Origin of the sequence: Aliiglaciecola sp. NS0011-25, assembly GCF_040370605.1 — a bacterium.
Taxonomy (GTDB): domain Bacteria; phylum Pseudomonadota; class Gammaproteobacteria; order Enterobacterales; family Alteromonadaceae; genus Aliiglaciecola; species Aliiglaciecola lipolytica_A.
Window position 1 is genome coordinate 24,133 of sequence record NZ_BAABWR010000026.1, and the last position, 26,260, is coordinate 50,392.

Annotated in this window: 23 protein-coding genes; 12 read left to right on the forward strand and 11 right to left on the reverse strand. The window is 39.2% G+C overall.

Annotated features, from left to right (window positions below):
* The first annotated feature begins 146 nt into the window (after positions 1-146).
* The 12 genes from hsdR (at position 147) to ABWV72_RS18730 (ending at position 16,851) form a co-directional block, all read left to right on the forward strand.
* A complete protein-coding gene (hsdR, locus tag ABWV72_RS18675; protein WP_353372341.1) occupies positions 147-2,597 on the forward strand; it encodes an EcoAI/FtnUII family type I restriction enzme subunit R in 2,451 nt (816 codons plus the stop codon).
* A 167-nt stretch (positions 2,598-2,764) separates the two neighbouring features.
* Positions 2,765-4,231, forward strand: coding sequence for an N-6 DNA methylase (locus ABWV72_RS18680; RefSeq protein ID WP_353372343.1), 1,467 nt, complete (start codon positions 2,765-2,767; stop codon positions 4,229-4,231).
* Positions 4,231-5,997, forward strand: a complete 1,767-nt coding sequence (locus ABWV72_RS18685) for a restriction endonuclease subunit S (protein WP_353372345.1) — start codon at positions 4,231-4,233, stop codon at positions 5,995-5,997. Before ABWV72_RS18680 ends, ABWV72_RS18685 begins: the two co-directional genes overlap by 1 nt.
* Positions 5,998-6,078: 81 nt before the next feature.
* Positions 6,079-8,343, forward strand: a complete 2,265-nt coding sequence (locus ABWV72_RS18690) for a retron Eco8 family effector endonuclease (protein ID WP_353372347.1) — start codon at positions 6,079-6,081, stop codon at positions 8,341-8,343.
* Positions 8,344-8,489: 146 nt separating this feature from the next.
* On the forward strand, positions 8,490-9,587 hold the full coding sequence (locus tag ABWV72_RS18695; protein WP_353372349.1) for a reverse transcriptase family protein: 1,098 nt from the start codon (positions 8,490-8,492) through the stop codon (positions 9,585-9,587).
* Between the two features lie 128 nt (positions 9,588-9,715).
* A complete protein-coding gene (locus ABWV72_RS18700) occupies positions 9,716-10,447 on the forward strand; it encodes a HipA family kinase (RefSeq protein WP_353372351.1) in 732 nt (243 codons plus the stop codon).
* Positions 10,444-11,310 (forward strand): DUF3037 domain-containing protein, encoded by an 867-nt coding sequence (locus ABWV72_RS18705; RefSeq protein WP_353372353.1) that lies wholly within the window; start codon positions 10,444-10,446, stop codon positions 11,308-11,310. Before ABWV72_RS18700 ends, ABWV72_RS18705 begins: the two co-directional genes overlap by 4 nt.
* Before the next feature lie 174 nt (positions 11,311-11,484).
* Positions 11,485-12,084 carry a recombination mediator RecR gene (gene recR / locus ABWV72_RS18710; RefSeq protein ID WP_216047342.1) on the forward strand — a complete coding sequence of 200 codons (600 nt, stop codon included), beginning with the start codon at positions 11,485-11,487 and terminating at the stop codon, positions 12,082-12,084.
* A gap of 194 nt (positions 12,085-12,278) precedes the next feature.
* Positions 12,279-14,201, forward strand: a complete 1,923-nt coding sequence (gene htpG / locus ABWV72_RS18715; RefSeq protein WP_342807784.1) for a molecular chaperone HtpG — start codon at positions 12,279-12,281, stop codon at positions 14,199-14,201.
* A gap of 211 nt (positions 14,202-14,412) precedes the next feature.
* Positions 14,413-15,576 carry an AI-2E family transporter gene (locus ABWV72_RS18720; RefSeq protein ID WP_353372356.1) on the forward strand — a complete coding sequence of 388 codons (1,164 nt, stop codon included), beginning with the start codon at positions 14,413-14,415 and terminating at the stop codon, positions 15,574-15,576.
* 166 nt (positions 15,577-15,742) lie between these two features.
* Positions 15,743-16,387, forward strand: coding sequence for an adenylate kinase (gene adk, locus ABWV72_RS18725; RefSeq protein WP_353372358.1), 645 nt, complete (start codon positions 15,743-15,745; stop codon positions 16,385-16,387).
* A 77-nt stretch (positions 16,388-16,464) separates the two neighbouring features.
* Complete coding sequence (locus ABWV72_RS18730) at positions 16,465-16,851, forward strand: MAPEG family protein (protein ID WP_216047339.1); 387 nt, start codon at positions 16,465-16,467, stop codon at positions 16,849-16,851.
* Positions 16,852-16,939: 88 nt separating this feature from the next.
* Here ABWV72_RS18730 and ABWV72_RS18735 read toward each other — a convergent pair whose 3' ends face one another.
* From ABWV72_RS18735 to hisD, 11 genes are all read right to left on the reverse strand, one after another.
* Positions 16,940-17,392 carry an Hsp20 family protein gene (locus ABWV72_RS18735; protein WP_353372360.1) on the reverse strand — a complete coding sequence of 151 codons (453 nt, stop codon included), beginning with the start codon at positions 17,390-17,392 and terminating at the stop codon, positions 16,940-16,942.
* Between the two features lie 179 nt (positions 17,393-17,571).
* Positions 17,572-18,222 (reverse strand): signal peptidase I, encoded by a 651-nt coding sequence (gene lepB, locus ABWV72_RS18740; RefSeq protein ID WP_436792293.1) that lies wholly within the window; start codon positions 18,220-18,222, stop codon positions 17,572-17,574.
* A 139-nt stretch (positions 18,223-18,361) separates the two neighbouring features.
* Complete coding sequence (locus tag ABWV72_RS18745; protein WP_353372363.1) at positions 18,362-19,057, reverse strand: aspartate/glutamate racemase family protein; 696 nt, start codon at positions 19,055-19,057, stop codon at positions 18,362-18,364.
* A 45-nt stretch (positions 19,058-19,102) separates the two neighbouring features.
* Positions 19,103-19,816, reverse strand: a complete 714-nt coding sequence (locus ABWV72_RS18750) for an SIMPL domain-containing protein (protein WP_216047335.1) — start codon at positions 19,814-19,816, stop codon at positions 19,103-19,105.
* 176 nt (positions 19,817-19,992) lie between these two features.
* Positions 19,993-20,616: a bifunctional phosphoribosyl-AMP cyclohydrolase/phosphoribosyl-ATP diphosphatase HisIE gene (gene hisIE, locus ABWV72_RS18755; protein WP_342807792.1), complete on the reverse strand. Its 624-nt coding sequence runs from the start codon at positions 20,614-20,616 to the stop codon at positions 19,993-19,995.
* Between the two features lie 28 nt (positions 20,617-20,644).
* Positions 20,645-21,439 (reverse strand): imidazole glycerol phosphate synthase subunit HisF, encoded by a 795-nt coding sequence (gene hisF / locus ABWV72_RS18760; RefSeq protein ID WP_216047333.1) that lies wholly within the window; start codon positions 21,437-21,439, stop codon positions 20,645-20,647.
* Entirely contained in the window at positions 21,421-22,158 is a 738-nt protein-coding gene (gene hisA, locus ABWV72_RS18765; protein ID WP_303501076.1) for a 1-(5-phosphoribosyl)-5-[(5-phosphoribosylamino)methylideneamino]imidazole-4-carboxamide isomerase, read from the reverse strand. The genes hisF and hisA overlap by 19 nt, the downstream gene beginning before the upstream one ends.
* Positions 22,155-22,784: an imidazole glycerol phosphate synthase subunit HisH gene (gene hisH / locus ABWV72_RS18770; protein ID WP_216047331.1), complete on the reverse strand. Its 630-nt coding sequence runs from the start codon at positions 22,782-22,784 to the stop codon at positions 22,155-22,157. Before hisH ends, hisA begins: the two co-directional genes overlap by 4 nt.
* A 2-nt stretch (positions 22,785-22,786) precedes the next feature.
* Positions 22,787-23,857 carry a bifunctional histidinol-phosphatase/imidazoleglycerol-phosphate dehydratase HisB gene (gene hisB, locus ABWV72_RS18775; protein ID WP_353372367.1) on the reverse strand — a complete coding sequence of 357 codons (1,071 nt, stop codon included), beginning with the start codon at positions 23,855-23,857 and terminating at the stop codon, positions 22,787-22,789.
* Complete coding sequence (gene hisC / locus ABWV72_RS18780; RefSeq protein WP_353372369.1) at positions 23,854-24,954, reverse strand: histidinol-phosphate transaminase; 1,101 nt, start codon at positions 24,952-24,954, stop codon at positions 23,854-23,856. The genes hisB and hisC overlap by 4 nt, the downstream gene beginning before the upstream one ends.
* On the reverse strand, positions 24,951-26,258 hold the full coding sequence (gene hisD / locus ABWV72_RS18785) for a histidinol dehydrogenase (protein ID WP_502902153.1): 1,308 nt from the start codon (positions 26,256-26,258) through the stop codon (positions 24,951-24,953). Before hisD ends, hisC begins: the two co-directional genes overlap by 4 nt.
* Positions 26,259-26,260 lie beyond the last annotated feature (2 nt).

Below are 26,260 nucleotides of genomic sequence, written 5' to 3' on the forward strand. Positions count from 1 at the left end.
ATAGCGTAAAGCTAACTTATTGATAAGCAGTGACAAAGAGCTTACGTAGTGTTAACTTAAAGTTAAATCATAAAACCATTCATCGTTGTCTTCGTATCGAAAAAATTAAGCGTGATGCGTAAATAAAAGGATATTATTTAAGGCCCATGAGTTTAGTTAATAAGAAAGCGCTTAGCGAAACCGACATCATCACCAAATTCATCTTACCAGCGATCAAAGATGTTGGTTGGAATGATATGACGCAAATCCGTCAAGAAGTAAAACTTCGCGACGGCAAAGTTATTGTGCGTGGTATGGCTGCTGCCCGAAAAACTGTAAAGTCTGCTGATATCGTTCTTTTCCACAAACCATCGATACCCCTAGCTGTTATTGAAGCTAAAGCTAATAAGCATGAAATAGGCAAGGGCATGCAACAAGGGCTGGAATACGCTAAGTTGCTGGATGTACCTTTTGTGTTTGCCAGCAACGGTGACGGATTCATATTTCATGACAAAACGAATCCACAGCAGCTAGAAACTGAAATATCATTGGTTGATTTTCCTTCACCGATAATGCTTTGGCAAAAATATTGTGCGTTCAAAGGATACACTGAAGCGCAATTGCCAATCATTACCCAAGATTATTATGATGACGGTTCAGGCAAGTCTCCTCGTTATTATCAATTACAGGCTATCAATAAAACCGTTGAAGCAGTGTCATCAGGAAAAGATCGCATTCTACTGGTCATGGCAACAGGCACAGGCAAAACATACACCGCATTTCAAATTATATGGCGTTTGTGGAAAGCAAAAGCTAAGAAACGTATCTTGTTTCTGGCCGATAGAAATGTATTGGTTGATCAAACCCGCATTAATGATTTTCAGCCATTTGGGCAGGCGATGACCAAAATCACTGGTCGAAAAGTTGATCCTGCTTACGAAGTGCATTTAGCATTATACCAAGCCTTAACTGGTCCTGAAGAATCTCAGAAAGCCTATAAACAAGTTGATCCCGATTTCTTTGACCTGATTATTATTGACGAGTGTCATAGAGGTAGTGCAGCTGATGATAGTGCCTGGCGAGAAATCCTCGAATACTTTGGGGCCGCAACTCAAATAGGGTTAACTGCCACACCTAAAGAAACCGATGAAGTATCTAACATTGACTACTTTGGTGAACCTACTTATATGTATTCGTTAAAAGAAGGCATTGAAGATGGTTTTTTAGCACCTTACAAAGTAGTCAGAGTCGATATTGATGTTGATTTACAAGGCTGGCGACCAACTAAAGGCCAAGTCGATAAAAAAGGCAATCTAATCGAAGATAGGATATACAATCAAAAAGACTTTGATCGCACTATGGTAATTGATGAGCGCACGCAGTTGGTGGCAGAAACTATTACCAATTACCTGAAACGCACTAATCCAATGGATAAAACCATTGTCTTTTGTAATGACATTGATCATGCGGAAAGAATGCGAAGGGCACTTATTAATTGTAGTCCTGAACAATATGCCAAAAACGATAAATACGTGATGAAAATCACTGGTGACGATGAAATAGGCAAGGGGCAGTTAGACAATTTTATCAACCCTAAAAAAGCCTACCCAGTGATTGCCACTACTTCTGAGTTGATGACCACGGGGGTCGATGCTAAAACTTGCAAACTGGTTGTCCTTGATCAAAATATTCAGTCTATGACTAAGTTTAAGCAGATCATTGGCCGTGGTACACGCATCGATGACAAATTCAATAAACTCTGGTTTACCATCTTAGATTTCAAAAAAGCCACCGAACTATTTGCCGATGAGCGATTTGATGGCGTACCAGAAAAAATCATTGCCACCAAACCAGAAGATATCAACGATCCATCTTCAGACTTTGAAGATGTAATAAGTGATCCAGATAATCAAAACGAAGATGAATCGTCCGACACCGAAAGTGAATTTAATTTTGACTCATCAGATGAAAACGATGCTGACGGCACTAACACAGCTTTTGAAGAAGAAGAAGGTGATGACAAGGTTAATAAATACCATGTAAAAGGTGTCACTGTGAAAAAAGTCGCAGAACGGGTGCAATATTACGATACCGACGGCAAGCTCGTCACTGAATCGTTTAAAGACTACACAAAGAAAACGCTCACTAAACAATATGCCTCGCTAGATGACTTTATTAAAAAGTGGAATGACACCACAAGAAAACAAACCATTATTGATGAATTAGCCGAGGAAGGCATAATTTGGGACGCCCTTGAACAAGAAGTAGGCAAGAATATCGATCCATTTGACATGATATGCCATGTGGTATTTGATCAGCCCGCGCTCACGCGTAAGGAACGAGCAAATAACGTTAAAAAACGAAACTACTTCAGCAAGTATTCAGAACAAGCTCAAATTGTACTGGAAAAGTTACTCGATAAATACGCTGATGCAGGTGTACTTGAAGTAGAAAACCTTCAGACTATTAAGGTGCAACCCTTTACTGAAATCGGCTCGTTCAAAGAAATAGTCAAAGATGGATTTGGCGGCAGAAAGCAATACGATCAAGCGATAACTGAACTCGAAAAAGCGATTTATGAGTTCCAGGGGAATCCGAAACCTGAGATGTCAGCCTAATCCATATTGTCTATAACAATTGAACACGATAATACCTTTGTAAATCCCTGCTTAGCAGAAGCAAAAGAATAGCAAAGTAATTGAACACCGGAACGTTCGGGTAAACTCAATGAATAAGTTTGCCTACACTCCAAGTAACAAACAAAATAATGATAAGAGCAAAATAAATGTCCATTAGTACAGTAATAAAATCCATCCAAGACATCATGAGAAAAGACGCAGGCGTCGATGGTGATGCACAACGTCTAGGCCAAATGTCGTGGTTGTTGTTTCTAAAGATATTTGATGCCCAAGAAGAAGAGCTAGAACTAGAGTTAGACGACTACCGCACACCCATCGATGAAAAATACTTATGGCGCAACTGGGCAGAAGATGACGAAGGGATTACTGGTGATGCCTTACTTGAATTCATTAATGACGAACTATTTCCAAGTTTAAAAAACTTAACCGCGCCTATTGATAAGAACCCCCGTGGCTTTGTGGTAAGAGAAGCCTTTAGCGACGCATTCAACTACATGAAAAACGGCACGCTGCTTCGCCAGGTGATCAACAAGCTCAACGAAGTTGACTTCACTGACTCTAAAGAACGTCACCTGTTTGGTGATATTTACGAGCAGATACTCAGAGACTTACAAAGTGCAGGTAACGCTGGAGAGTTCTATACACCCCGTGCAGTAACCAAATTTATGATAAACCGTCTTGATCCCAAACTGGGCGAACAAGTATTTGATCCGGCTTGCGGTACAGGTGGCTTTTTAACCTGTTCAATCGACCACGTGCGCGACAACTATGTAAAAACCGGCAGCGACCGCCAAACCCTACAAAAACAAATTCACGGCGTAGAAAAAAAGCAGTTACCGCACTTACTCGCCACCACTAATATGATGCTGCACGGTATAGAAGTACCTGTGCAAATCAAACACGACAATACCTTAAATCAGCACCTATCAAACTGGGATGCAAGTTTTGATGTAATTGCTACCAACCCACCATTTGGTGGCACAGAAGAAGATGGTATAGAGAAGAACTTTCCATCTGACATGCAAACCCGCGAAACCGCAGACTTGTTTTTACAGTTAATCATCGAAGTGCTTAAAGACGGTGGCCGTGCAGCAGTAGTATTGCCCGACGGCACCTTGTTTGGTGAAGGTGTAAAAACCAAAATCAAAAAACTGCTGACTGAAGAATGTAACCTGCACACCATAGTGCGTTTACCCAATGGGGTATTTGCGCCTTACACGGGCATTAAAACCAATATCCTGTTTTTCACTAAAGGAATTCCTACTAAGAACATTTGGTTTTACGAGCACCCTTATCCAGAAGGCGTAAAAAACTACAACAAAACCAAACCCATGAAGTTTGAAGAATTTAAAACCGAACAACAGTGGTGGGGCAGTGAAGAAGATGGTTTTGCCAGCAGGCAAGAGACCGAACAAGCCTGGAAAGTTAGCATTGACGACATAGTCAGCCGAAACTACAACCTAGATATCAAAAACCCGCATGTGGGTGAGCAAGTTGTTCATGATCCAGAAGAATTACTAGCAACCTATGAAAGCCAGCAACAAGACATCCAACAACTGCGCGACCAACTCAAAGGCATATTGTCAGAAGCATTAGCTGGAGATAAAGCTTAATGGCAGCACAAGACATTATCACCGAGCACCTAGATATTTGGACTTCAGCGGTAAAGACTAAATCAGCTTCAGGCCGTGGTAGCTCTAAAAAGTTAGATTTATACGGTATTAAAAAGCTGCGTGAGTTGATTTTAGAATTGGCTGTGCGAGGCAAGCTAGTGCCGCAAGATCCTAATGATGAGCCTGCAAGTGAGTTATTAAAGGAAGTCCTACAAGAAAAAGCAGACCTAACAAAAGAAAAGAAGATAAAAAAAACCAAGCGTTTAGATGAGATAAATACAGACGATTTTCCTTTTGAGTTGCCTCTTGGTTGGGAGTTTGCGCGCTTAAATGACTTTGGGGATTGGGGGGCAGGTTCGACACCTACTCGTTCAAATACTGATTTTTATGGGGGTAATATTCCGTGGTTTAAATCTGGAGAGCTAAATTCAGAATTTATTTCAGAATCCGAGGAATATATAACCGAACTAGCGTTACAAAAATCATCTGTGCGATATAACAAAGTTGGTGATGTGCTGGTAGCTATGTATGGAGCAACAATAGGTAAATGCTCGATCCTTGCAATAAGGGGCACCACCAACCAGGCTGTTTGCGCGTGCACACCTTTTTCCAAAATATTTAATCGTTATTTATTATTAATATTGAAGGGATATAAAAATAGGTTGATTGGTATGGGGGCGGGAGGAGCACAGCCAAATATTAGTAGGGAAAAGTTAATATCAACTGTAGCACCACTGCCTCCACTCAATGAACAACACAGTATAGTTGCCAAAGTCGACGAATTAATGGCCTTATGTGACCAACTTGAAACACAAACCGAATCCAGCATCCAAGCACACCAAACCATAGTCGAAACCCTGTTAGTCACCCTGACCAATGCCAAAGACGCGGACGAATTTAATGAGAGCTGGCAACGCATCAGCCAACACTTCGACGTATTATTCACCACCGAAGCCAGCATAGACCAATTAAAACAAACCATCCTGCAACTCGCAGTCATGGGCAAACTCGTCAAACAAGACCCCGACGACGAACCCGCATCTAAACTACTAGAACGAATCGCCACCGAAAAACAACAACTCATCAAAGGTGGCAAAATCAAAAAACAAAAGCCATTGCCTCCAATTACAGATGATGATAAACCGTTTGAGTTACCTAATGGATGGGCGTGGTGTGCGTTAGCAGAGCTAATAACTATTATGGATGCTGGCTGGAGTCCAGCATGCCCTCCAGAGCCGTCTCTAAACGAAAAGACTTGGGGAGTTCTCAAAACTACTGCGGTTCAAAGTATGGAGTTTAGGGAATATGAGAACAAGATGTTGCCGAGTAATAAAGAGCCTAAATTACAATACGAAGTTAAAGTGGGAGATATACTTATTACTCGAGCTGGCCCAAAAAATAGAGTTGGCGTTTCGTGCTTAGTTCAGGAAACTCGTCCAAGGTTGATGATTTCAGACAAATTGATTCGATTCCATCTGATAGAAGTTGGCCTTAGCGAGCGGTTTATCTCTTTATGTTTAAATGCAGGTGCTACAGCTGAATACTTAGAGTTTGCTAAGTCAGGGATGGCTGAGAGTCAGATGAACATATCCCAAGATAAGCTCAAAGGCGCACCTGTGCCTTTATGTCCATTAAATGAGCAGTCGAGAGTGATTTCAAAAGTAGACCAGCTAATGTCCTTATGCGATTCACTTAAAGAAAGTTTAAATGAAGCTCAAAATACACAATTTCACCTCTCAGACGCAATAGTGGAGCAGGCAATATGAAAGCCAAGCACTTCACCGGTAATTTGAAACTTTATTACCAAATTCCAAAGCTTGCTGATTTAGCAAGGAAGAATTAGTGAAATGAGTATTAAGTCTATAAGGATAAAAAACCTCCTTTCTTTTGAAGATGTGTATATATCAGATTTTAAAGATATTAATTGTATCGTTGGACAAAACAATGCTGGTAAATCAAACTTACTTGCGCTTTTAAATTACTTTTATTCCTCTTTACGTGAAGAAAGAGTTGTGCCACCACTACTGAATTCAAATTATAGTGCCATGGGTAGCATAACAATTGAATATGACACAACCAGACTTAAAAAAGTTGTTACATCTAAAGGTGTTAAAAATCCTTATTTTCGTCATATATTTAACACCCTATTTGCACTTAAGAATAATTTAACAGGGTTGGCCGCGTTTTCTGAATTTATAAACGAACAAAATAGGAAAAAGTCTAAATACTTTCTTACGCTCACGGTGAAAAAAGACAACTCGATTAGCTGGTCTACAAAAAATCGCGATGCTTTAGAAATAATTAATAGAGTTTATCCATTCTTTTCTATAGATACCAGACACATCAACTTGTACGACTGGAGCAAAATCTGGGAGACAATAAGTCAGCTAAAATTTCTCAATATGAATTCTCTTAAAACTCAAGATCTTATTGGTTATATTGATGGAAATGTATCTAAGAAGAGTGGAGCATATAAAGACTACGTGGAAAAGGTAAATGAAATAGCAAGCACTTCAGCCTATAGCTATCAAGAGAAAGTGCTCAATTACGTTAAAGTTGGTTTGAAAGGGCATACTTTCAATATTGAAGGTGAAGAACTACTACGACAGTCTGATGGCACAAATTCACATAAGTTTTTAGAGTTATTTCTTAGTTTGATGATTGCGTTGACTAGAAGAGAGTTTATTACACCAACTGTCTTCGTAGACGAACCTGAAGTTGGACTTCATCCAAAAAGAAATGAGCAACTTATTTTCCGCCTTCACTCGCTATACAAATCCTATCAGAAAACGAAAGAGGAACGTGAAGTCGGACGATATGCGACTCCCTATCCCAAAATAATTTTCTCGACACATTCTCCTAATATTATTAAGACCGTCGTGAAATTATTCAAAGGTAAAGATGAGCATCAAGTGCTCCATTTCAAAAAATCTAAGAATAAACCAACGTCAGTTCGTACTATAAAGTCACATTATGAAGATCCTCGATTTTTAAACATTTTTAGCGATAACGAAGCAAGACTATTCTTTAGTAAATTCATATTGTTTGTTGAAGGGGAAACTGAGCTAGAGATATTTGGCAATCTGAATCTCGTATCAAAGTTCGATAAATTGCGAGACATAGATGTATATGCTGCTAACGATGTCCACCTAAACGCAATAAGTCCTTCTAAAAGCAATCTGCCGATTCCATTTCTGATACTTTACGATTCAGATCATTTACTAAAATGTAATATAGTTAATACAGGCAAGAAGGCTTTAGGAAACCTGTCTTTCAATAATAGAAAGGTAAATCTTAAAAAAATTGAAAAACGTTACAAATGTACTTTTTATGGTTCAAAGGAATATTCTGTAAGAAAGGCAATTGAGGAGCTTAGAAAGTCTATAGATAGTCCCAAAAAACTGAATCAAAACCTTACAGATTTTTCAGTATTTAAACTTTCTTCCTTTATAAGTTATGCGAATCGAAAAGTTTTTCACTCTCAAAATATAAGATTCAATGAAACAACTATTGAGGGGAGTTTGATTAACGAGAATAGCTTTCAATATTTAATCGGATGGTTATTAGATGAATTCAGATATAACTTTAATGTAACCCCCGTTTCGAATACCACTGCGAAAGTGAGAGGTATTAAGCGAAGCTATATCAGACATCAGGATGTTAAAAAAGCATTTCATGCAATTTTTTCAAGTTGTGAAAAGGCTGAATCTATTCCAAAAAGCTTAGTTAATTTCACAGACAGGATAAAGATAAAATATCTCAGGCTTATACGTGATGAAGTTAAGGGAAGTGGATTGAGTGAACGAGAACTGGTCATTGCGATGAAATTGGTTTTCGGAGGAAAATCAAATACGTATCAGAAATATGGAACAGATAGTTATAGAGATTTCATATCGCCTCAAATGAAAGGTTTAGTTGAAAAGATAAAAACAGAATATCTTGTCCATTTTACTTTTGATACGACTAAAACGAGTGGTTGGGCAACGAGCTTCCTAGATTTTAGCATCTCAAAACTAGAGCTAGAGGTATCAGGGGATGATAAAAGGTTTTATGCGCGATTTTCAGTAGTATTTCCAGAACTTAATGATATCATTAAGAAAGTTTCTTTTTGATAGAGTAAAGAGGCCAATGTTCGCATTGGTGAGTGCACTGACGCTCCTAGCTCTAAGTTACTAATCTTGAGCCTGGTCTCGCCGACATGTAACTTTTAGTCCACGAACGTGAAAAGATGTTTTTAGTATCCAAAAGAAGCAGACTAATGAAAAGAATAGACAAGGATTCGTTTTTTAAAATTTTGGGCATCGAGCCGAAGATAATATCTAAATTCCCAACTGTTCAAACGTATCAGTTTAAGATTGGACAAAAATTTGTTTACGCAGTAAAGCACGATTCAAAAATTCAAAGTTATCAAGAAGCGCTTAATAGTAAGTTTCTCAATTTAGTACCTTTAAATAATGCAGCTAAGGCATTTCGAAAGGGCGGTTCCTATTTTGAGTTTTTGGAACCACATCGACACAACTATAATTTTTTACGCCTTGACCTAAAAAATTTTTTTCATTCAATCAACGAGGATACTCTCAAAACTGTTTTTTCAAATTACATAGAAGATGAAATTGTTGAGGTTGGTTCTTTAAAACAAAAATTGTTGGATATTTTTGTAAATTTAGTGAGTCTTCAATTACCAAAAAATTCGGATAATAAAAGTTTTGCAGGGACCTTTATTGTGCCAATGGGTTTTAGAACTTCTCCAGCTATTTCAAATATCGTATTCCGAAAGCTAGATATAATTATTCAGAAACACTGTGCTCCGAAAGGAATAGAATACACGCGTTATGCTGACGATATGTTGTTCTCATCAGAATTCAATGATAAATATCTTGAGAGCCAAAGGTTTATTGAGGTTATATCAGAGATCATATCTATTGACGGATTTAAACTTAATAGAAAAAAGACAATTTTCAAAAAACACTTGCTGTCTATCAATGGACACGTTATCGAGGGTGCAAGATCAGACTTCAAGTCTGGCGATGTGAGACTATCTGCTTCGAAGTTGAAGCTTCTAGAAAAACTCTTTTACGAAATCAAGAACAATACTTCAAATGACAATATTTTGAAAAAAGTTTTTGGGATTGATGTTAGAAACGTTCAATTTCCATTGCCTAAAACACAGAAAGCTTTTATGGATAAATACTGTCAAGATCAGTTGGTGAATAAAGTTGCTGGCTACAGATCTTATTTGATTTCATTTCTCAAGTTTTTAGAGCGCAGTGGTATAAAAAATACTGCTTCAGAGGCCAAATACCGTCAGATGTTAGCAAATCTGGATGGAGCGCTTTCTAAAATTCAGAGATCGTAAGTGGTTACAATATTGCTTAACTTTGTTGGGGACGTATATACTTGTTTTCATTCTCACCAATTTAATTTACTTCTGCGGTTCAACTGAATATAAACTTTACGTAGTGAACATTTAAGGGCTTTGCGCAATTGATTAACATCGTTGAAATACAGCAAAAGATGAGTCAAGGTAAAACTGAGCCTTGGCTTTGCTTGGGTGATGATAGCAAAAAGTACGTAGTTAAACGTCAAAGTGCAACTTTTAAAGGTTGCTTATATGAATGGATAGCGGCTAACTTAGGGCAAAGGTTTGGTTTAGCTATTCCGGACTTTTCTTTAGCTAATATTGATGAAGAATTAGTTGAATTTGATATTGATTTAATGATTGGATTAGGGGCTGGAGTAGCCTTCGCTTCTAGATTTAAAGAAAATTTGCAAGAAGTGAATATCGGTATCGTTAAAAAATCTGATAGACAAGTTTTAATCGACTTATTTATGTTTGATTATTGGATTAACAATGGCGATAGAACATTGACTGTTCGAGGTGGCAATCCTAACTTGTATTGGAATGTTGTCACTGAGTCTTTAGTTGTAATTGATCATAATCTAGCGTTTGAACAAGGTTTTAGTATAGACGACCATAAAAAATTTCATGTCTCCAGTTCTATCTTCAAAGGTCAAGGCGATTTGTTTACACCTTTATTTGATAGAAAGTATTACGAAGTAAAATTTAATGAGGTAATGGGCGATTTGGATGGGATTATTGACAACATCCCTAACGAATGGTTAAACGAAATACAAGATGTACTTGGAGAAATTGACAGGATCAGAGTAGTATTAAGCGCATTCAAAAATGATGACTTCTGGGAGGCACTGAAATGAGCAATCACACAAACGCTGTTTATCAATACGCAGTAGTGCGTTTTATGCCTTTTATTGAAACCAGAGAGTTTGCCAATGTTGGTATTGTGTTGATTGATCCCAAAAAAGGCAAGTTCCGATTTAGACTTGCTCCAACTCGTTTTGGGCGTGTAACTAAGTTTTTTGACGATATAGATGGTCGGCTATATCGAAATGCTATTGATTCTTTCAACTGGGAATTAGAGCGCGTTGAACATTATTGCGATACCCATGGTTTGCGTAGCAAAGAATTAGTGGAGTATTTTACAGAACTCACACGACATCGTGAATCCGTGCTTCACTTTAGCGCTATTGGTCGCATGATGGGGGAAGCTGGTAAAATTGAGCTTGAACTTCAAAAGTTGTATCAACGATTTGTCGCACGTGATTTTGTTAATGAAGAATATCGTGAGCAACAAATGGTAAAAGTTCTGAAGCAGACTTTTGCGAAAGAATTAATAGTAAAATATACGCAGAAAAAATTAAAAGCCGGCGTATTAGACATTCCCATGCCTTTAGTATACGAAGGGGGCGATGGGTATAAGGTGATAAAACCGTTAGCATTTGAGCAAAATACTCCATTGAAAGCTTACGAGCACGGTATTCATTGGGCAAAACGAGTAGAGATTTTAATTAAGAAACATGTAATTTTGCCAGAACGTGCGTTATTTACTGTTGAGAAACCTGTTACTGAAAGTTCTGGAATGGTTGAGGTTTACGATGATATTGTACGTGAGATAATACAGCTCGGTGTACAAGTTGAACAGTTTAATAATACTAACAAAATTATTCAATTTGCTAGGTTTGATAATAACGAGACTAACGGAGCTAATACCACTCATTGATATCGTTTCATTTTAGCTTAGGGACAAATAGGGGACAAATTGATATCAAATATTAGCTCTTATCATTACAGTTTTACTTAAGAAGGTCTCGCAAAGTGCCGTTATATAACACATCATCACATATCATAATCTTAGCCGCACTAGGCTTCAAGATGCCGTTTTAAGAAGAAATAGATGCAATATAGCCCCCTCATTACTGAACTGATAGGCGCATTAACTCACTTACCCGGCGTAGGTAAGAAGAGTGCTCAGCGTATGGCGTTTCATTTGTTAGAGCGTAATAGAGAAGGGGCTTTGCAACTGAGTCAAGTACTGCATAATGCGATGGAGCACATCCAACACTGTCAGTCTTGTCGAACCTTTACAGAAGCTAGCTTGTGTTCAATTTGCAGTGATCCTGCTCGAGAAGAGTCTGGACAACTGTGTATTGTTGAGTCTCCGCAAGACGTACTTGCTGTTGAGCAAACCTCAGAGTTTAAAGGACGCTATTTTGTTTTAATGGGGCATTTGTCACCTATTGATGGAATTGGACCTAATGAAATTGGCTTGAATGAGCTTGAAGTTTTACTCAAATCAGACAAATTTAAAGAGGTTATTTTAGCCACAAACCCTACAGTGGAAGGTGAGGCTACAGCTCACTTTATCGCTCAAATGTGCAAATCCAATGAAATTTCTGCCACACGGTTGGCGCATGGAATGCCTGTAGGCGGAGAACTTGAGTATGTAGACGGTAATACTTTGATGCACGCATTTACCGGCAGAAGAGTTATTTAAATTAATCACTTTACTTAACACCACCCGCGTTTGAACAGTTTACTTTAATTGCGCAAATAGCATCCAATTTTTAAATCTTCGTTCTAATTTTTTAATAATTATTGATAATAAATTGTTTTGTTTGCTTGAAAAGAAAGTAAACGACCTTATCTCCTAAGCCTAGAAGCAAAACGGTTTATAGGAGAAATTTGTTTATGGCTGAAACAGCTCACCAAGAAACTCATGGTTTTCAAACTGAAGTAAAGCAATTACTTCAATTGATGATTCATTCACTTTATTCCAACAAAGAAATATTCCTTCGTGAATTGGTTTCAAATGCTGCTGATGCTGCAGATAAATTGAGATTTAAAGTACTTTCTGATCCTTCATTATATGAAAATGACAGTGATCTTTGCGTTAAGCTCAGTGCAGATAAAGAAGCCGGAACCATTACAATTTCAGACAATGGAATTGGAATGAACAAAGAAGACGTTATTGAACATCTTGGTACAATCGCCAAATCTGGTACCAAAGAGTTCTTTAATAATTTATCTGGAGACCAGTCAAAAGACTCGCAGCTAATTGGTCAATTCGGAGTTGGTTTCTATTCTGCTTTTATCGTTGCTGATAACGTCATTGTACGCAGCCGTGCGGCAGGTGACAGTGCAGATAAAGGTGTTGAATGGCAATCTGCCGGTGAAGGCGAATTTACTGTTAAAGATATCGAAAAGGCAGATCGCGGGACGGAAATCATTCTGCATTTGCGCGATGAAGAAAAAGAGTATGCGGATGACTGGCGACTACGCTCAATCGTTACTAAGTACTCTGAACACATTGGTATTCCAGTTAAAATGTGGAAAGAAGAAGTTGCAGAGTCTGAAGGCCCTGATGGCGAAAAAATTCCTGCTCAACCTGGAGAATGGGAAGCCGTCAATAAAGCCAGCGCACTGTGGACTCGAGATAAGTCAGAAATAAGTGATGAAGAATATAACGAGTTCTATAAACATGTTTCTCACGATTTCACCGATCCTTTACTGCATTCCCACAACAAAGTTGAAGGTAAAACTGAATACACCAGTTTACTGTATATTCCTTCAAAAGCGCCGTTTGATATGTGGAACCGCGATCAGAATCATGGCTTAAAATTATATGTTCAACGTGTATTCATTATGGATGACGCAGAACAGTTTATGCCAGTTTACCTGCGTTTCGTTAAAGGCTTGTTAGATTCAAACGATTTACCTCTAAATGTTTCTCGTGAAATTCTGCAAGATAACAAAATAACTCAGGCTATTCGTCAAGGTTGTACAAAACGCGTTCTGCAAATGCTTGAGCGTCTGGCTAAAAATGATGCTGAAAAATATCAGTTATTCTGGAAAGAGTTTGGTAGTGTCTTAAAAGAAGGCCCTGCAGAAGATCATGCAAACAAAGAAAAAATTGCTGGTTTGCTGCGCTTTGCATCAACTCACAATGACAGTGATGCGCAAACAGTATCATTGGAAGACTATATTGGCCGCATGAAAGAAGGTCAGGAAAAAATATACTTCATTACTGCAGATAGTTACCAAGCAGCTAAATCTAGCCCACACTTAGAGATTTTCCGTAAAAAAGGAATTGAAGTACTGTTAATGGGTGATCGCATTGATGAATGGTTGATGTCTCATTTAACTGAATTCAATGAAAAATCATTCCAGTCTGTAGCACGTGGTGCACTTGATCTTGGTGATTTAGAAGATGAAGAAAGCAAAAAAGAACAAGAGCAAGCTGAAAAAGAAGTTGAAGGCGTATTAGAACGCGTGAAAACTGCTCTAGGCGATAAAGTCGTTGACGTTAAATTTACTCATCGACTAACTGATTCGCCTGCTTGTATCGTAACTGATGAGCAGGGTATGTCTACGCAAATGATTAAACTGATGCAGGCTGCGGGACAACCTGTACCTGAAGCAAAATATCATTTTGAATTGAATCCCGAGCATCAATTGGTGAAATTACTTGCTGATTTACAGGATGAAGGTCAGTTTGGGCAATGGGTTGATGTGTTATACGATCAAGCTGCGTTGTCAGAGCAGGGAAGTCTTAAAGACCCTGCGAGTTTTGTCCAAAACTTGAATAAGCTATTGATTGATCTAGCCAAGTAAATTTTAGATAAAGTGCAAGCAAGCTAAATGCGTTTGCTTGGTTTTCTAGAATAGTAAGCGTTTGAAAAATCCGGTGAGAGTTTCTCATCGGATTTTTTATGTTTGAAGGATTAGAAAGGTATTACACGGGATTAGCTGCCAATGAATAGATGGTAAAATTCTATTCGCCGCACTATTCTAAGTGACAAATAAAAATAACCAAGGTTGAACAGTGTCTGACAATATTACTAGTAGTCAACAAGCTCCTGATGGAGGCACAAATTTAACAACACCAACGGCGGTGAAATCGTTGCATTGGCTGTTAATATTAGCCGTATTTTATACGCTATATTTTGCGCAATCTTTATTGATCCCTTTGGTTTTTACAGTGTTAACAGCGTTATTGTTGAGTCCTTTGGTCACTCTGTTTAAAAAAGTACATATTCCGCGTCCCATCTCTGCAGTTGTGCTGCTAGTGATGTTAGTGGCTCCTTTTAGCTTTTTAGGAGCGCAACTTGCTGAACCTGCACAAAAATGGGCACAGTTAGTTCCAAAGCTTTCTGTTCAATTGAGTGAACAGATTGACAGTATGAGTGAAGCGTTTTCAAAACACGAAACCCTTGCTAAAAAACAAGTCGATGAAAATAACGAAAAGAGTGGTTTTAGTTTTTTTGACTGGTTTGAAGAAGAAACAACTGAACCCACTCCAAACCCTGAACAAAATGTAGTTAAAGAACATATTAAACAAGGCAGTATTGAGATGTTGCTGTCTGTTTTAGGAGCGACACCAACGTTTATCGGTCAGCTTCTGGCAAGTCTTATATTGATTTTATTTTTACTCATTTTTGGACCGTCTTTGTTTACCGTTTTTATAGAAGATTTCCCAATTGTTAAAAACAAAAAACGAACCGTGTTTTTAGTGACTAAAATTCAACAAACGTTATCGAAGTATATAGTGACGATTAGTATCATCAACTCTGCGTTAGGATTATCTACCGCCGCTACCCTACATTTTTTAGGCGTTCAAGATGCATTGCTGTGGGGCTCCTTAGTGGCTTTGCTCAATTTTGTACCTTATATAGGCTCTCTCATCAGTCTGATTATTTTGTGCTTGGCTGGTACCGTGCAATTTGGCTTTGAGTTAATTGCTTTAATGCCAAGTGCTGTGTTTTTAATTTTGAATATTGTTGAGTCACAATTTATTACTCCGGCGATTTTAGGACGTAATATGCAAGTAAATCCCTTGGTTATTATTCTATGGTTACTGATGTTGGGGTGGTTATGGGGGATCCTAGGCGTGTTACTAGCAGTGCCAATCCTCGTTTGTATTAAACTGACTATTGCGCAAATTGGTGTATTGCCGCATTGGCTCAAACTAATTGAAGCAAAAGGTTAAAATTCAACCATTTAGCTCCCGGAACTAGAAGCAATTGAAAAATTTACATACTTATATCTAATTTTTATAAGACTTTAGGGGGAGTCTGCTTTGATATTCTTGTATACCAGCAAATGAATGTGTAAAGTTGCGGTTGGATTGAATTTTAACTATGAGAGGACACGGCATGCGCATTATTCTACTAGGCGCGCCTGGTGCTGGCAAAGGCACACAAGCCCAGTTTCTAATGGGTAAGTATGGGATTCCACAGATCTCTACAGGCGATATGCTCAGAGCAGCTATAAAAGCAGGTACCGAGCTTGGTCTTGCTGCAAAAAAAGTCATGGATGAAGGGAAACTTGTTTCCGATGAACTGATAATAGGGTTAGTAAAGGAACGTATTACCCAACCGGATTGCGAACGCGGCTTTTTATTGGACGGCTTTCCTCGCACTATTCCGCAAGCCGATGCCATGAAGCAAGCAGGTATTAAAGTCGATTTTTGTATCGAATTTGATGTAGCTGATGATGTAATCGTCGAAAGAATGGCTGGTCGACGTGTTCACCCTGGTTCAGGCCGTGTTTATCATGTTTCATATAATCCGCCAAAAACCGAAGGTAAGGACGATGTGACGGGTGAAGAACTCGTTATACGACCTGATGATGAAGAGCAAACTGTACGTAAACGTTTGACTGTTTATCATGAACAGACTAAACCGTTAATTGATTATTATTCAACTGAAGCCCTGGCGGGCAACTGTGAATACATTAAAATCGATGGTACCCAAGCAGTTGAAACGGTAAGTAGCCAGTTAGCTGAAAAGTTAGGGTAATCCCGCACTGGAAACTCTATGCAAATAGTTTAGACTAAAGCCCACAATATTGTGGGCTTTTTAATTTAGGATGCGATATGAGCACACCGATAACAGCTTTTTACGCTGGTCTTTTAGGGATAACTTTCTTTTATCTTTCTATCTTAGTAATAAAACAGCGGCGAGGTCGCAAAGTAAGTTTAGGTGATGGTGGTGATAGCCATTTCCTAGGTATCATCAGAGCTCATGGTAACTTTGCTGAATATGTACCTTTAATACTTGTTTTATTGTTGGTGGCAGAGCTTAATCAAGGTAATCATCTTATTCTTCATGCAATAGGTTCATTATTATTACTAGGTCGAATAATTCATGCCTACGGATTGCGTCATCACACTGGCGTTAGTTGGCAACGTTTGTGGGGCATGTTAATGACGTTTGCATCACTTGTTGGTGCGTCAGTACTGAATATCCTGACGTTATATTAATTGATACAAAAGTCATCAGGTTTTTATTGGTGAAGAACACAAAAAACGGCGTCCCAGGACGCCGTTTTAAATTATCAATAGTAACTAACTATTCAGGTTTATTTTCTATATAGTTGTTAGTTTTGCTACCTATTTCAATTTTTCTAGGCTTTTTCGCTTCAGGAATCACGCGTTCGAGTTCTATATGCAGCAGACCATTTTGCATATCCGCTGTTAATACTTTCACGTGATCTCCAAGTTGAAATTTTCTTTCGAAATTTCGCTCGGAAATACCTTTGTGAAGGAACTTACGATCGCTTTCTTTTCCTGGCAGCGTACCAGAGACTTTCAAGGTATTTTCCTGAGTCTCAATGGCTATATTTTCTTGGGAAAATCCTGCCACTGCCATAGTAATTCGATACTTGTCTTCTTCTAACAACTCGATATTGTATGGAGGGTAGGTTGTTTGTTTTTCACTTTGTGAAGCGGCATCAATCATAGATGCTAAGTGATCAAAACCAATAAAAGAACGATAAAGTGGTGATAAGTCGATGTTACGCATAGTCATATCCTCGCTATTAAGCAATATGTTTAAATTTTCAAATTGTGCCCCGAGTATTCGGCGGCGTTTTTATTTGTCGACCCTTTCGGCGTCGACAATATAAATATGTGGTGGAGGAATAGATTTTCAATGAAAAAAATTTAAAAAAATAAAAATAATTTATAACTCATTGATTTATATTAATTTAAATTTAATAAATTTCTGTTTGTTTTGGGTAGATAATAATTATCTTTATCAAAAGAGGCGATCACTTTTGTGGCTTTACCTTGTAATTCCTGTTCACTAACTAAGCCAATATAACGGGAGTCAACACTGTTATTACGGTTGTCACCCATCACAAAATAGTACCCCACTGGAATTTCAATATTGTTAAAATTGTCTTTACTGTGAGGAACGGCTACAAATTGCACCAAATGTTTTTTGCCCAATAGATCTTCTTGATAAAAATCCCGTTGTTGTTGACTTGTATAGGCTAATATTCGGCCGTTAATTATTAATTGGTTATTGACCATTGAAATATGATCTCCGGGTATTCCTACAATGCGTTTTACCAGTCTTTCTTGTGCAACTTTCGAGTTAAAAGTTACTATATCCCCTCGTTCTGGTGCGCCTGTTTGAATTAAAGGGATATCTGTAAAGGGTAATTCTATGCGATAGGCCATTTTGTTAACTAAAATGCGATCACCTACTTCGATGGTGGGTAACATCGAACCAGAAGGCACATGATACCAATCGGCTAAACTACTTCGTGATGCAAACATGAGAAAAATAAACAGTAAGAATCCCCAATTCTGCTTACATACACCCACTAACTTTTGTTTTATCATCATCATATTCCTAAGTGATAGTCCGTTGTAATACTACTGATTGTCTTATTAGATAACCGTGAATTTCATAGTTCAAACTTAGTATGTAAATATTTATGTCGTAAAAGTAGCGAGTTAAATGTGACTAGTTAGATGGCAAAAGCTAATTATTTAAGGAAAAATCCACAGCAGCTAAAGCATGAATATCCGTGGTGTTGTAGAGCGGAATGTCAGTATCATTTTGATTGATTAAAAGCGCAATCTCAGTGCAACCTAGAATAATTGCTTGTGCACCTTGTTGATACATCTTTTGTATAATATTAAGGTAGTTTTTTCGTGACGATGAGTTAATTTTTCCCAAGCATAGTTCATCGTAAATGACTTGATGCACAAAATCTCTATCTGATTGTTCAGGGATTAATACCTCGATTGCGAATTTGTCTTGTATTCTTTGGCGATAAAAATCTTGTTCCATCGTAAAGCGTGTACCCAATAATCCTACTTTTTGGATCTTGTCTGAGACCAACTCTTTCGCCGTTGCGTCGGCAATATGTATAAGCGGGAGTTTTGTCGCTTGTTCAACCTTATCAGCGACTTTATGCATAGTATTGGTACAAATCACTACACATTCAGCCCCCGCCAGTTCAAGTCCACGAGCTGCATCGGCTAGAAGTTCAGCCAATTCTTGCCACTTTTGCAGATGTTGTAAGCGTTCAATTTGTGCAAAATCAACATTGTGCAGGATGAGTTTTGCAGAATGAAAACCACCTAAACGCAATTTTACTTGTCGATTAATCACTTGGTAATAACTTACAGTTGATTCCCAGCTCATACCGCCGATTAAACCAATTGTGCGCATTGTGAATACCCCTTATTAGATTTGACGAAAACAATTAAATTGGCATTAATCTATTAAGTAATACTCAATGGTGGAAACCACCCTTACTTGTTTAATATGTGGTGTATTACTGTCCCTATCGGAAATACTAAACTGACCTTGTCTGGCTTGCTTTATTTTTCCTAATTGGCTATTGCTGTCAGCCGCAAATTTTTCGGCTACTTCACGGGCTTTTTGAGTGGCATCCTCAATCATATTAGGCTTTATTTGATTTAATCCCGAATACAAAAACTGAGTTTGGTTTTCATAACTATTGCCATTAAGCACTAGGCCTCGTTTACCTAACTCTAATAACTTGGTTTGTGCTTGCAGCACAGTGTCAATCTTTTCACTGTACACAGTGAATGTTTGGTTTGCAGTAAAGCGAGTATCATTGGGATTGTAGCTTCCGTAGTTTTGCGCTTTTTTGTCATTAATCGTGGGAGTTGATGCGCTTATCTCTTCTTCTGAAAAATTATTTTCTAATAAAAACTGCTCAACGATGCTTTGTTGAATTTCGAGTTGCTTGTACAAATCCGCTAGATCATCACTGATCACACTATATTGAATAGGCCAAATGGCAGTGTCGGCAGGTACTTCATGTTCTGATAAGCCTTTTACTGTGATAGTACGTTCGAAGGCTCGAAAGCGCTCAACAGATTGTTCTAAGAAATAGCCTAAAATTGCGCTACTAATGATTAAAGCAGCACTAAATATCAAAGTGGCACGAGAAGTTTGCATGATTTAGTCGTCCTTTCATTTGGATGAAACTCAAAGCTGTTAGGAGATTATTCTAACAACAAGTAGATAAAATAACTTGAACTTTAAAGACGCGAGATTTGGCGGCAGAAACGCGGGATATGTAGAGATAAAACTGTGTTTGGCTTGGCAATGTGATGCCAAGCCATACACTATACTTATTTTTTGTTGTGGCGAGACTTCAAGATGTCAACCACATCGCTCAATGACAGATCCGAAGCATGTAATAAAACAATTAAATGATAGAGTAAGTCTGCGGATTCATTTTTCAATTCTTGCAAATCTTTGACTGTTGCAGCTAGGGCTGTTTCAACGCCTTCTTCGCCAACTTTCTGGGCAATACGTTTAATGCCTTTGTTGTACAAGCTCGCAGTATAACTGGACTCGGGATCGGCTGTTTTTCTTGCCGCCAAGATGGTTTCAAGTTCGGCAATGAAGGTAAAGTCTGCACTTTCGCTGGATGCCCAGCAAGATTCTGTACCTAAATGACACGTGGGCCCGTTTGGTGTTACCAAAGCGAGGATTGAATCTTTGTCACAATCAGCAGTTAATTCTACTAAGTCCAAAGTATGGCCGGAAGTTTCCCCCTTGGTCCATAAGCGCTGTTTTGAGCGACTAAAAAATGTGACGTGACCACTATCTAAAGTTGTCATCACCGCCGCTTGGTCCATATAACCTTGCATTAATACTTTGCCACTTACTGCGTTTTGCACAATGCATGGGATTAAACCTTGCATTTTATCCCAGCTTAACTGGTCTATTGTTTGTTGATTGATAATCATCGAGTTCTCTGTTTTTTCAGTTGCGCTGCTAGGGTGTCATTTGCACAAAATCTTCGCGAATGACCACGCCTTGTGCACGTAAAAAGTCTTTTAATTCTGGAATTGGGATAATGCCTTTATGGAAAACTGAGGCAGCTAAAGCACCATCAACATCGGCTTGTTTGAAAACATCGTAAAAATGGTGTTTTTCACCTGCACCGCCAGAGGCAATTAATGGCACTTTACAGACCTTACGCACAAGGCTTAATTGCGCGATATCATATCCTTGACGAACACCATCTTGATTCATACAGTTAAGCACAATTTCACCTGCGCCGCGTTGTTGCACTTCTTCTACCCAGTCAGCTGTTAAGCGTCCAGTATTTTGCGTGCGCTTTTCGTCACCGGTAAATTGATAAACTTCGTATTGTTGGCTTTGTTCATTGAAGTAACTGTCAATACCGATAACAACACATTGCTGACCATAGGTATCATGTAATCGTGTGATCAATTCTGGATCGGCTAGAGCGGGGGAGTTGACAGATATTTTATCCGCTCCCATTTCTAAAATACGTCCCGCATCTTCTACTGATTTGATGCCTCCAGCCACGCAAAACGGAATGTCTATTACTTGTGCTATTCGGCTTACCCAACTTTTATCGACAACTCGTTGGTCACTGGATGCGGTAATATCATAAAATACTAACTCATCGGCACCTTGCTGTGCGTACTGCTCAGCTAATGGCACTATGTCACCAATTATTTCGTGATTGCGAAACTTAACACCTTTGACTACTTTGCCATCTCGGACATCTAAACAGGGAATTATTCTCCTTGCCAACATTGGATAGCCTCCTTAAGGGTAAACTTACCTTCTAAAAGCGCTCGCCCTAAGATCACACCATCAACATGACTAGGTTTTAATGCTTCAATGTCTGCCAATGAACCTATACCACCAGAAGCCTGCCAAATTACATTTGGGAAACGCTGTTTCATTTCTGTATATAACTGGTGATTGGCCCCTTGTAGGGTGCCGTCTCGACTGATGTCAGTGCACAACACATGTTTGGCTCCGACACTTAAAAAGTCATCTAGCAACCCTTCTAGTGCAACTCCAGAGCTTTCTTGCCAACCGTGGGTGGCAATAAATTTATTGCCGTTTTCATCGATATTGACGTCTAATGCTAAAACAATGGCTTCTGGTCCATATTTAGTCACCCACTGTTTAACTACTGCTGGTTGTTTAACTGCTAATGAGCCAATTACAATGCGTTTAACTCCAATTTCCAGCAGTTGCGCAACATCCGCTTCAGAACGAATACCACCACCGGCTTGAAACTGCATACGTTGAGTATCAACCATACGCTTGATTAATTCGAGTTGACGTTTGCTTGTATCTTTTGCGCCAGTTAAATCGACAATATGCAACCATTTTGCCCCTTGATCAGCGTAGCTATGAACAACGTCAACAGGATCAAGTTTGTATTGGGTTTTTTGATCGTAATCGCCTTGATATAAACGCACAACCGCACCGTCAATTAAATCTATTGCTGGAATAATCATAAGTTTAAAAAGTTCTCCAGTAGGGTAGCTCCGGCATCTCCAGAACGTTCTGGGTGGAATTGCACACCATAAAAGTTGTCTCTATGTATTGCCGCAGAAAAAGGCATTCCGTATTGGCTAGCAGCCAAAGTATGGGAGTAAACATCTACCGCAAAGCTGTGTACAAAATAAAAATAAGTTCCTTGCGGAATTCCTTTAAATATTGAGTTTTGTTCAACTGCGTCCACCGTATTCCAACCCATATGAGGTAAGCGTAAATCACCTACTTGCATGCGTTTTACTTGCCCAGGTATTAAATTTAAGCAAGGGGTATTTCCAAGGTCGCTTTGATGGGCTTTTTCCTGGGAATCGGTAACCATTAATTGCATCCCTAAACAAACCCCCAAAACAGGTTGAGTCAGAGATTGAATGCAACTAGCGAGTTGCTTGTTTGCAATGCTTTCCATCGCTGCATTAGCACTACCAACACCAGGCAAAATAAGTTTGTCTGCAGCACCGATAATAGCTGGATCATCCGATACTGTTACATTTTGCGTCAACCTTTGCAGTGCAAATTTTACCGAAGAGATATTTGCACACCCAGTATTAATAATAACGGTGTTTTGTGAAGAACTTGCCACTGACATGCTTATAATGCTCCCTTACTACTGGGTAGCATATCACCTTGTTTGGTAATCGCTTGACGCAATGCTCGCCCGAACACTTTAAACAGGCTTTCTACTTGATGATGAGCATTACCTTCTGTGGTGGATAAATGCAGAGATAATCCCATTGCTTGGGCTATGGAATAGAAAAAATGTGGCACCATTTCAGTTGCCATTTCACCAACTGTATCGCGACTGAACTCGGCTTCAAACTTCAAGTGAGGTCGATTAGAAATATCCATGATACATTCAGCACGACATTCATCCATAGGTAGCGCAAAACCAAAACGACCGATGCCGCGTTTGTCGCCTAGCGCTTTCTTAATTGCTTCACCTAAGGCTAACGCCGTATCTTCAACACTATGATGATCATCAATGTGCAAATCGCCATTGACTGATAAACGTAATTCAAAACCACCGTGAGTCGATATTTGATCGAGCATATGATCAAAAAAGCCTAATCCGGTATCGATAGTAGACTTGGCCGTGCTATCTAAATCAACAAATACGCTAATTTGCGTTTCCGATGTATTTCGCGTCACAGTCGCTGTTCTGCTTGAGCTTAAAATACTTTTTTCAATTGCCAACCAATTATTTGATACGCGGTTATACAACTGAGACTTTAAACCCATGTTATCAGCTAAGCCAATATCAGTTTGTCGGTCACCAATGACCAAAGAGCGACTAAAATCGACTTTACCCTGCTGCAGATAGTCTTTTACTAAACCAAGTTTGGGTTTACGACAACTACATTGTTGCTCTTCAAAGTGCGGACAAATTAACACATCATCAAAAATCACACCTTGTGAAGAAAAAATATCCATCATCATATTATGAGGAGCATCAAAATCTGCTTGTGGGAACGAATCAGTTCCTAAACCATCTTGATTTGAAACCATGACTAAACGATAACCAGCATGTTGTAGTTTCAACAGCACAGGTATTACATTCGGCTCGAAAACTAATTTGTCTAAACGATCGAGTTGCTTATCAATAGGGGGTTCTTCTACTAATGTGCCGTCTCTGTCTATAAATAAAATCGGTAGGGCGCTCATTGTGCCGATTCCTGTTTTTTGAAAAATGAAAAGATTAAATCCATTAGCTGTTGATTTTGCTCAGCTGTGCCAACGGTTATGCGCAGACAGTTTTGTAGATTTATTTGTTTTGATTGGTCACGAATTAAAGTGTGATTATCAACTAAATACTGCATAAGTTCTTGTTTTTGTTCGCATCGGAACAAAATGAAATTCGCTTTATCGTCGCCAACTAATTCAACACTTGGAATGCTCATCAAACGTTCTTTAAGTAACGCTCTTTGCGCATTTAATTCACTTACCTGCAGCTTCATTCTGTCGATACCTGGTGTCTGTAACGCTTGTTTAGCAATCTGCGCGACAGGTTCTGGAATCGGGTAGGGGGCAATGACTTTTAATAATGCTTGTATCACCGCTGGAGCCGCTAAGGTAAAGCCACATCGTATACCGGCTAGCGCAAAGGCTTTTGAGAGCGTTCGCAAGATTACCAAGTTTGGATAAGTAGCTAGCTTGTTTGCCCAAGTGCTGTGCCAATCAAATTCAATATAAGCTTCATCTACCACCACTAAGGCTGAATCTGCAAAATGTTCAACAACTTGCTGTAATTGTGCTGAATCAACACTCGTCCCCGTAGGGTTGTTAGGTGAACAAATAAAGACTAATTTTACTTTGTCTTTGTGTGCGCAAATACTTTCTACGTCCAAACTAAAATCATCGTTTAGTGGTGCTTTGTGCACGCCTACATTAAATGTTTCTGCGCTGATTGCATACATACCGTAGGTTGGAGGACAAATTAAAATGGCGTCTTTTGCAGGGGTACAGAAGGCTCTAATTAGCAATTCAATACCCTCATCGGCACCTCGGCTAACCAAGGTGTTTTCTGCCGCCACTTTTGAATACGCTGTATAGGAATTAATAACGCTGGTGGGTTGGCAATCTGGGTATCGATTAAAGCGTTCACTATCGACATCGTAATTGTTTGCAAAGGGGGATTCGTTAGCATTTAGCCACGTTTGTTGAACTTCCCCCGAACCTGCTGCAAATAACCGGCGCGCAGATTCATAAGGTTTCAAGCTTCTTACGTTATCGCAGAGTAGCTTTTCGACTAAATTGCTCATACGCTATCTCCATTTAAACGAATTGAAACCGCACGTTTATGGGCATCAAGCCCCTCTGCTTCGGCAAGGTCCATAATTGCATTACCAATATTGGAAAGCCCTTGGTAACTGAGTTCTTGAACCGTGTAACGACGCATGAAATCTGCCAAACCTAAGCTTGAGTAATTTCTAGAGTATCCGTAAGTGGGTAATACGTGATTCGTCCCACTAGCGTAATCGCCTGCAGATTCAGGAGACCACTTACCGATAAAAATAGAACCGGCATATTTTAGCTTCGGTAATAAATCCCGAGCGTTTTCGACCTGTACAATTAAGTGCTCAGGTGCATATTGATTGCTGACCAAAATTGATTCGTTAACGTCAGAGGTTAATATATATCGCCCATGTTGCATCGCTTTTGCGGCAATTTCCTTGCGAGATAACTGCTGCAATTGTTTTTCTACGGCTAATTGCACCGCTTCTATCAATGTTTGGCTATTGCTTACCAAAACCGCTTGCGAGTCAGCACCATGTTCTGCTTGCGAAAGCAAATCTGAGGCAACAAAGTTTGGGTCCGCTGATTCATCTGCAATCACTAAAACTTCAGAAGGACCGGCAGGCATATCAATAGCAGCACCATCTGATTTAGTACTAACTTGTTGTTTAGCCTCGGTAACAAAACTATTGCCGGGGCCGAAGATTTTATCCACTTTAGTGATAGAATCAGTGCCAAATGCCATAGCTGCGACCGCCTGGGCACCACCAATTAAATATATCTCATCAATGCCGCACAGTTGTGCTGCATAGCGAATTTCTGCGGCAATATTGCCTTTCGCATCGGGAGGAGTGCATAACACTTTGCGTTCACAACCGGCAACTTGAGCCGTGGCGCCTAACATAAGCACTGTTGATGGCAATGGTGCGCTCCCACCGGGAATATATAAACCAACCGAATCAATGGCTGAATGTTTAAGCTCACACAGCACGCCTGGCTGAGTTTCTATTTTTACATCAGTAGGAAACTGAGCTTGATGAAACGCCTTGATATTTGCATATGCTAAATCGATGGCAGTTCGCACGTTATCGCTGATCTCGTTCGCGGCATTGATTAGGCTTTCATTGCTCAGACGCAATTTCGTTAATCGAATGCCATCAAACTGCTCGGTTAATTCTCGGACAGCGTCATCACCGCGCTCTTTTACCTGCTGTAAAATATCACTAACAATTTTAGTCAATTTTTCGTTGTCAGCCTGAGCTGGGCGACTCAAAATATTTTGTTTTTGAGAATCTGACAAATTTGCCCAGTTTTGAATCTGCGTGGTCATAT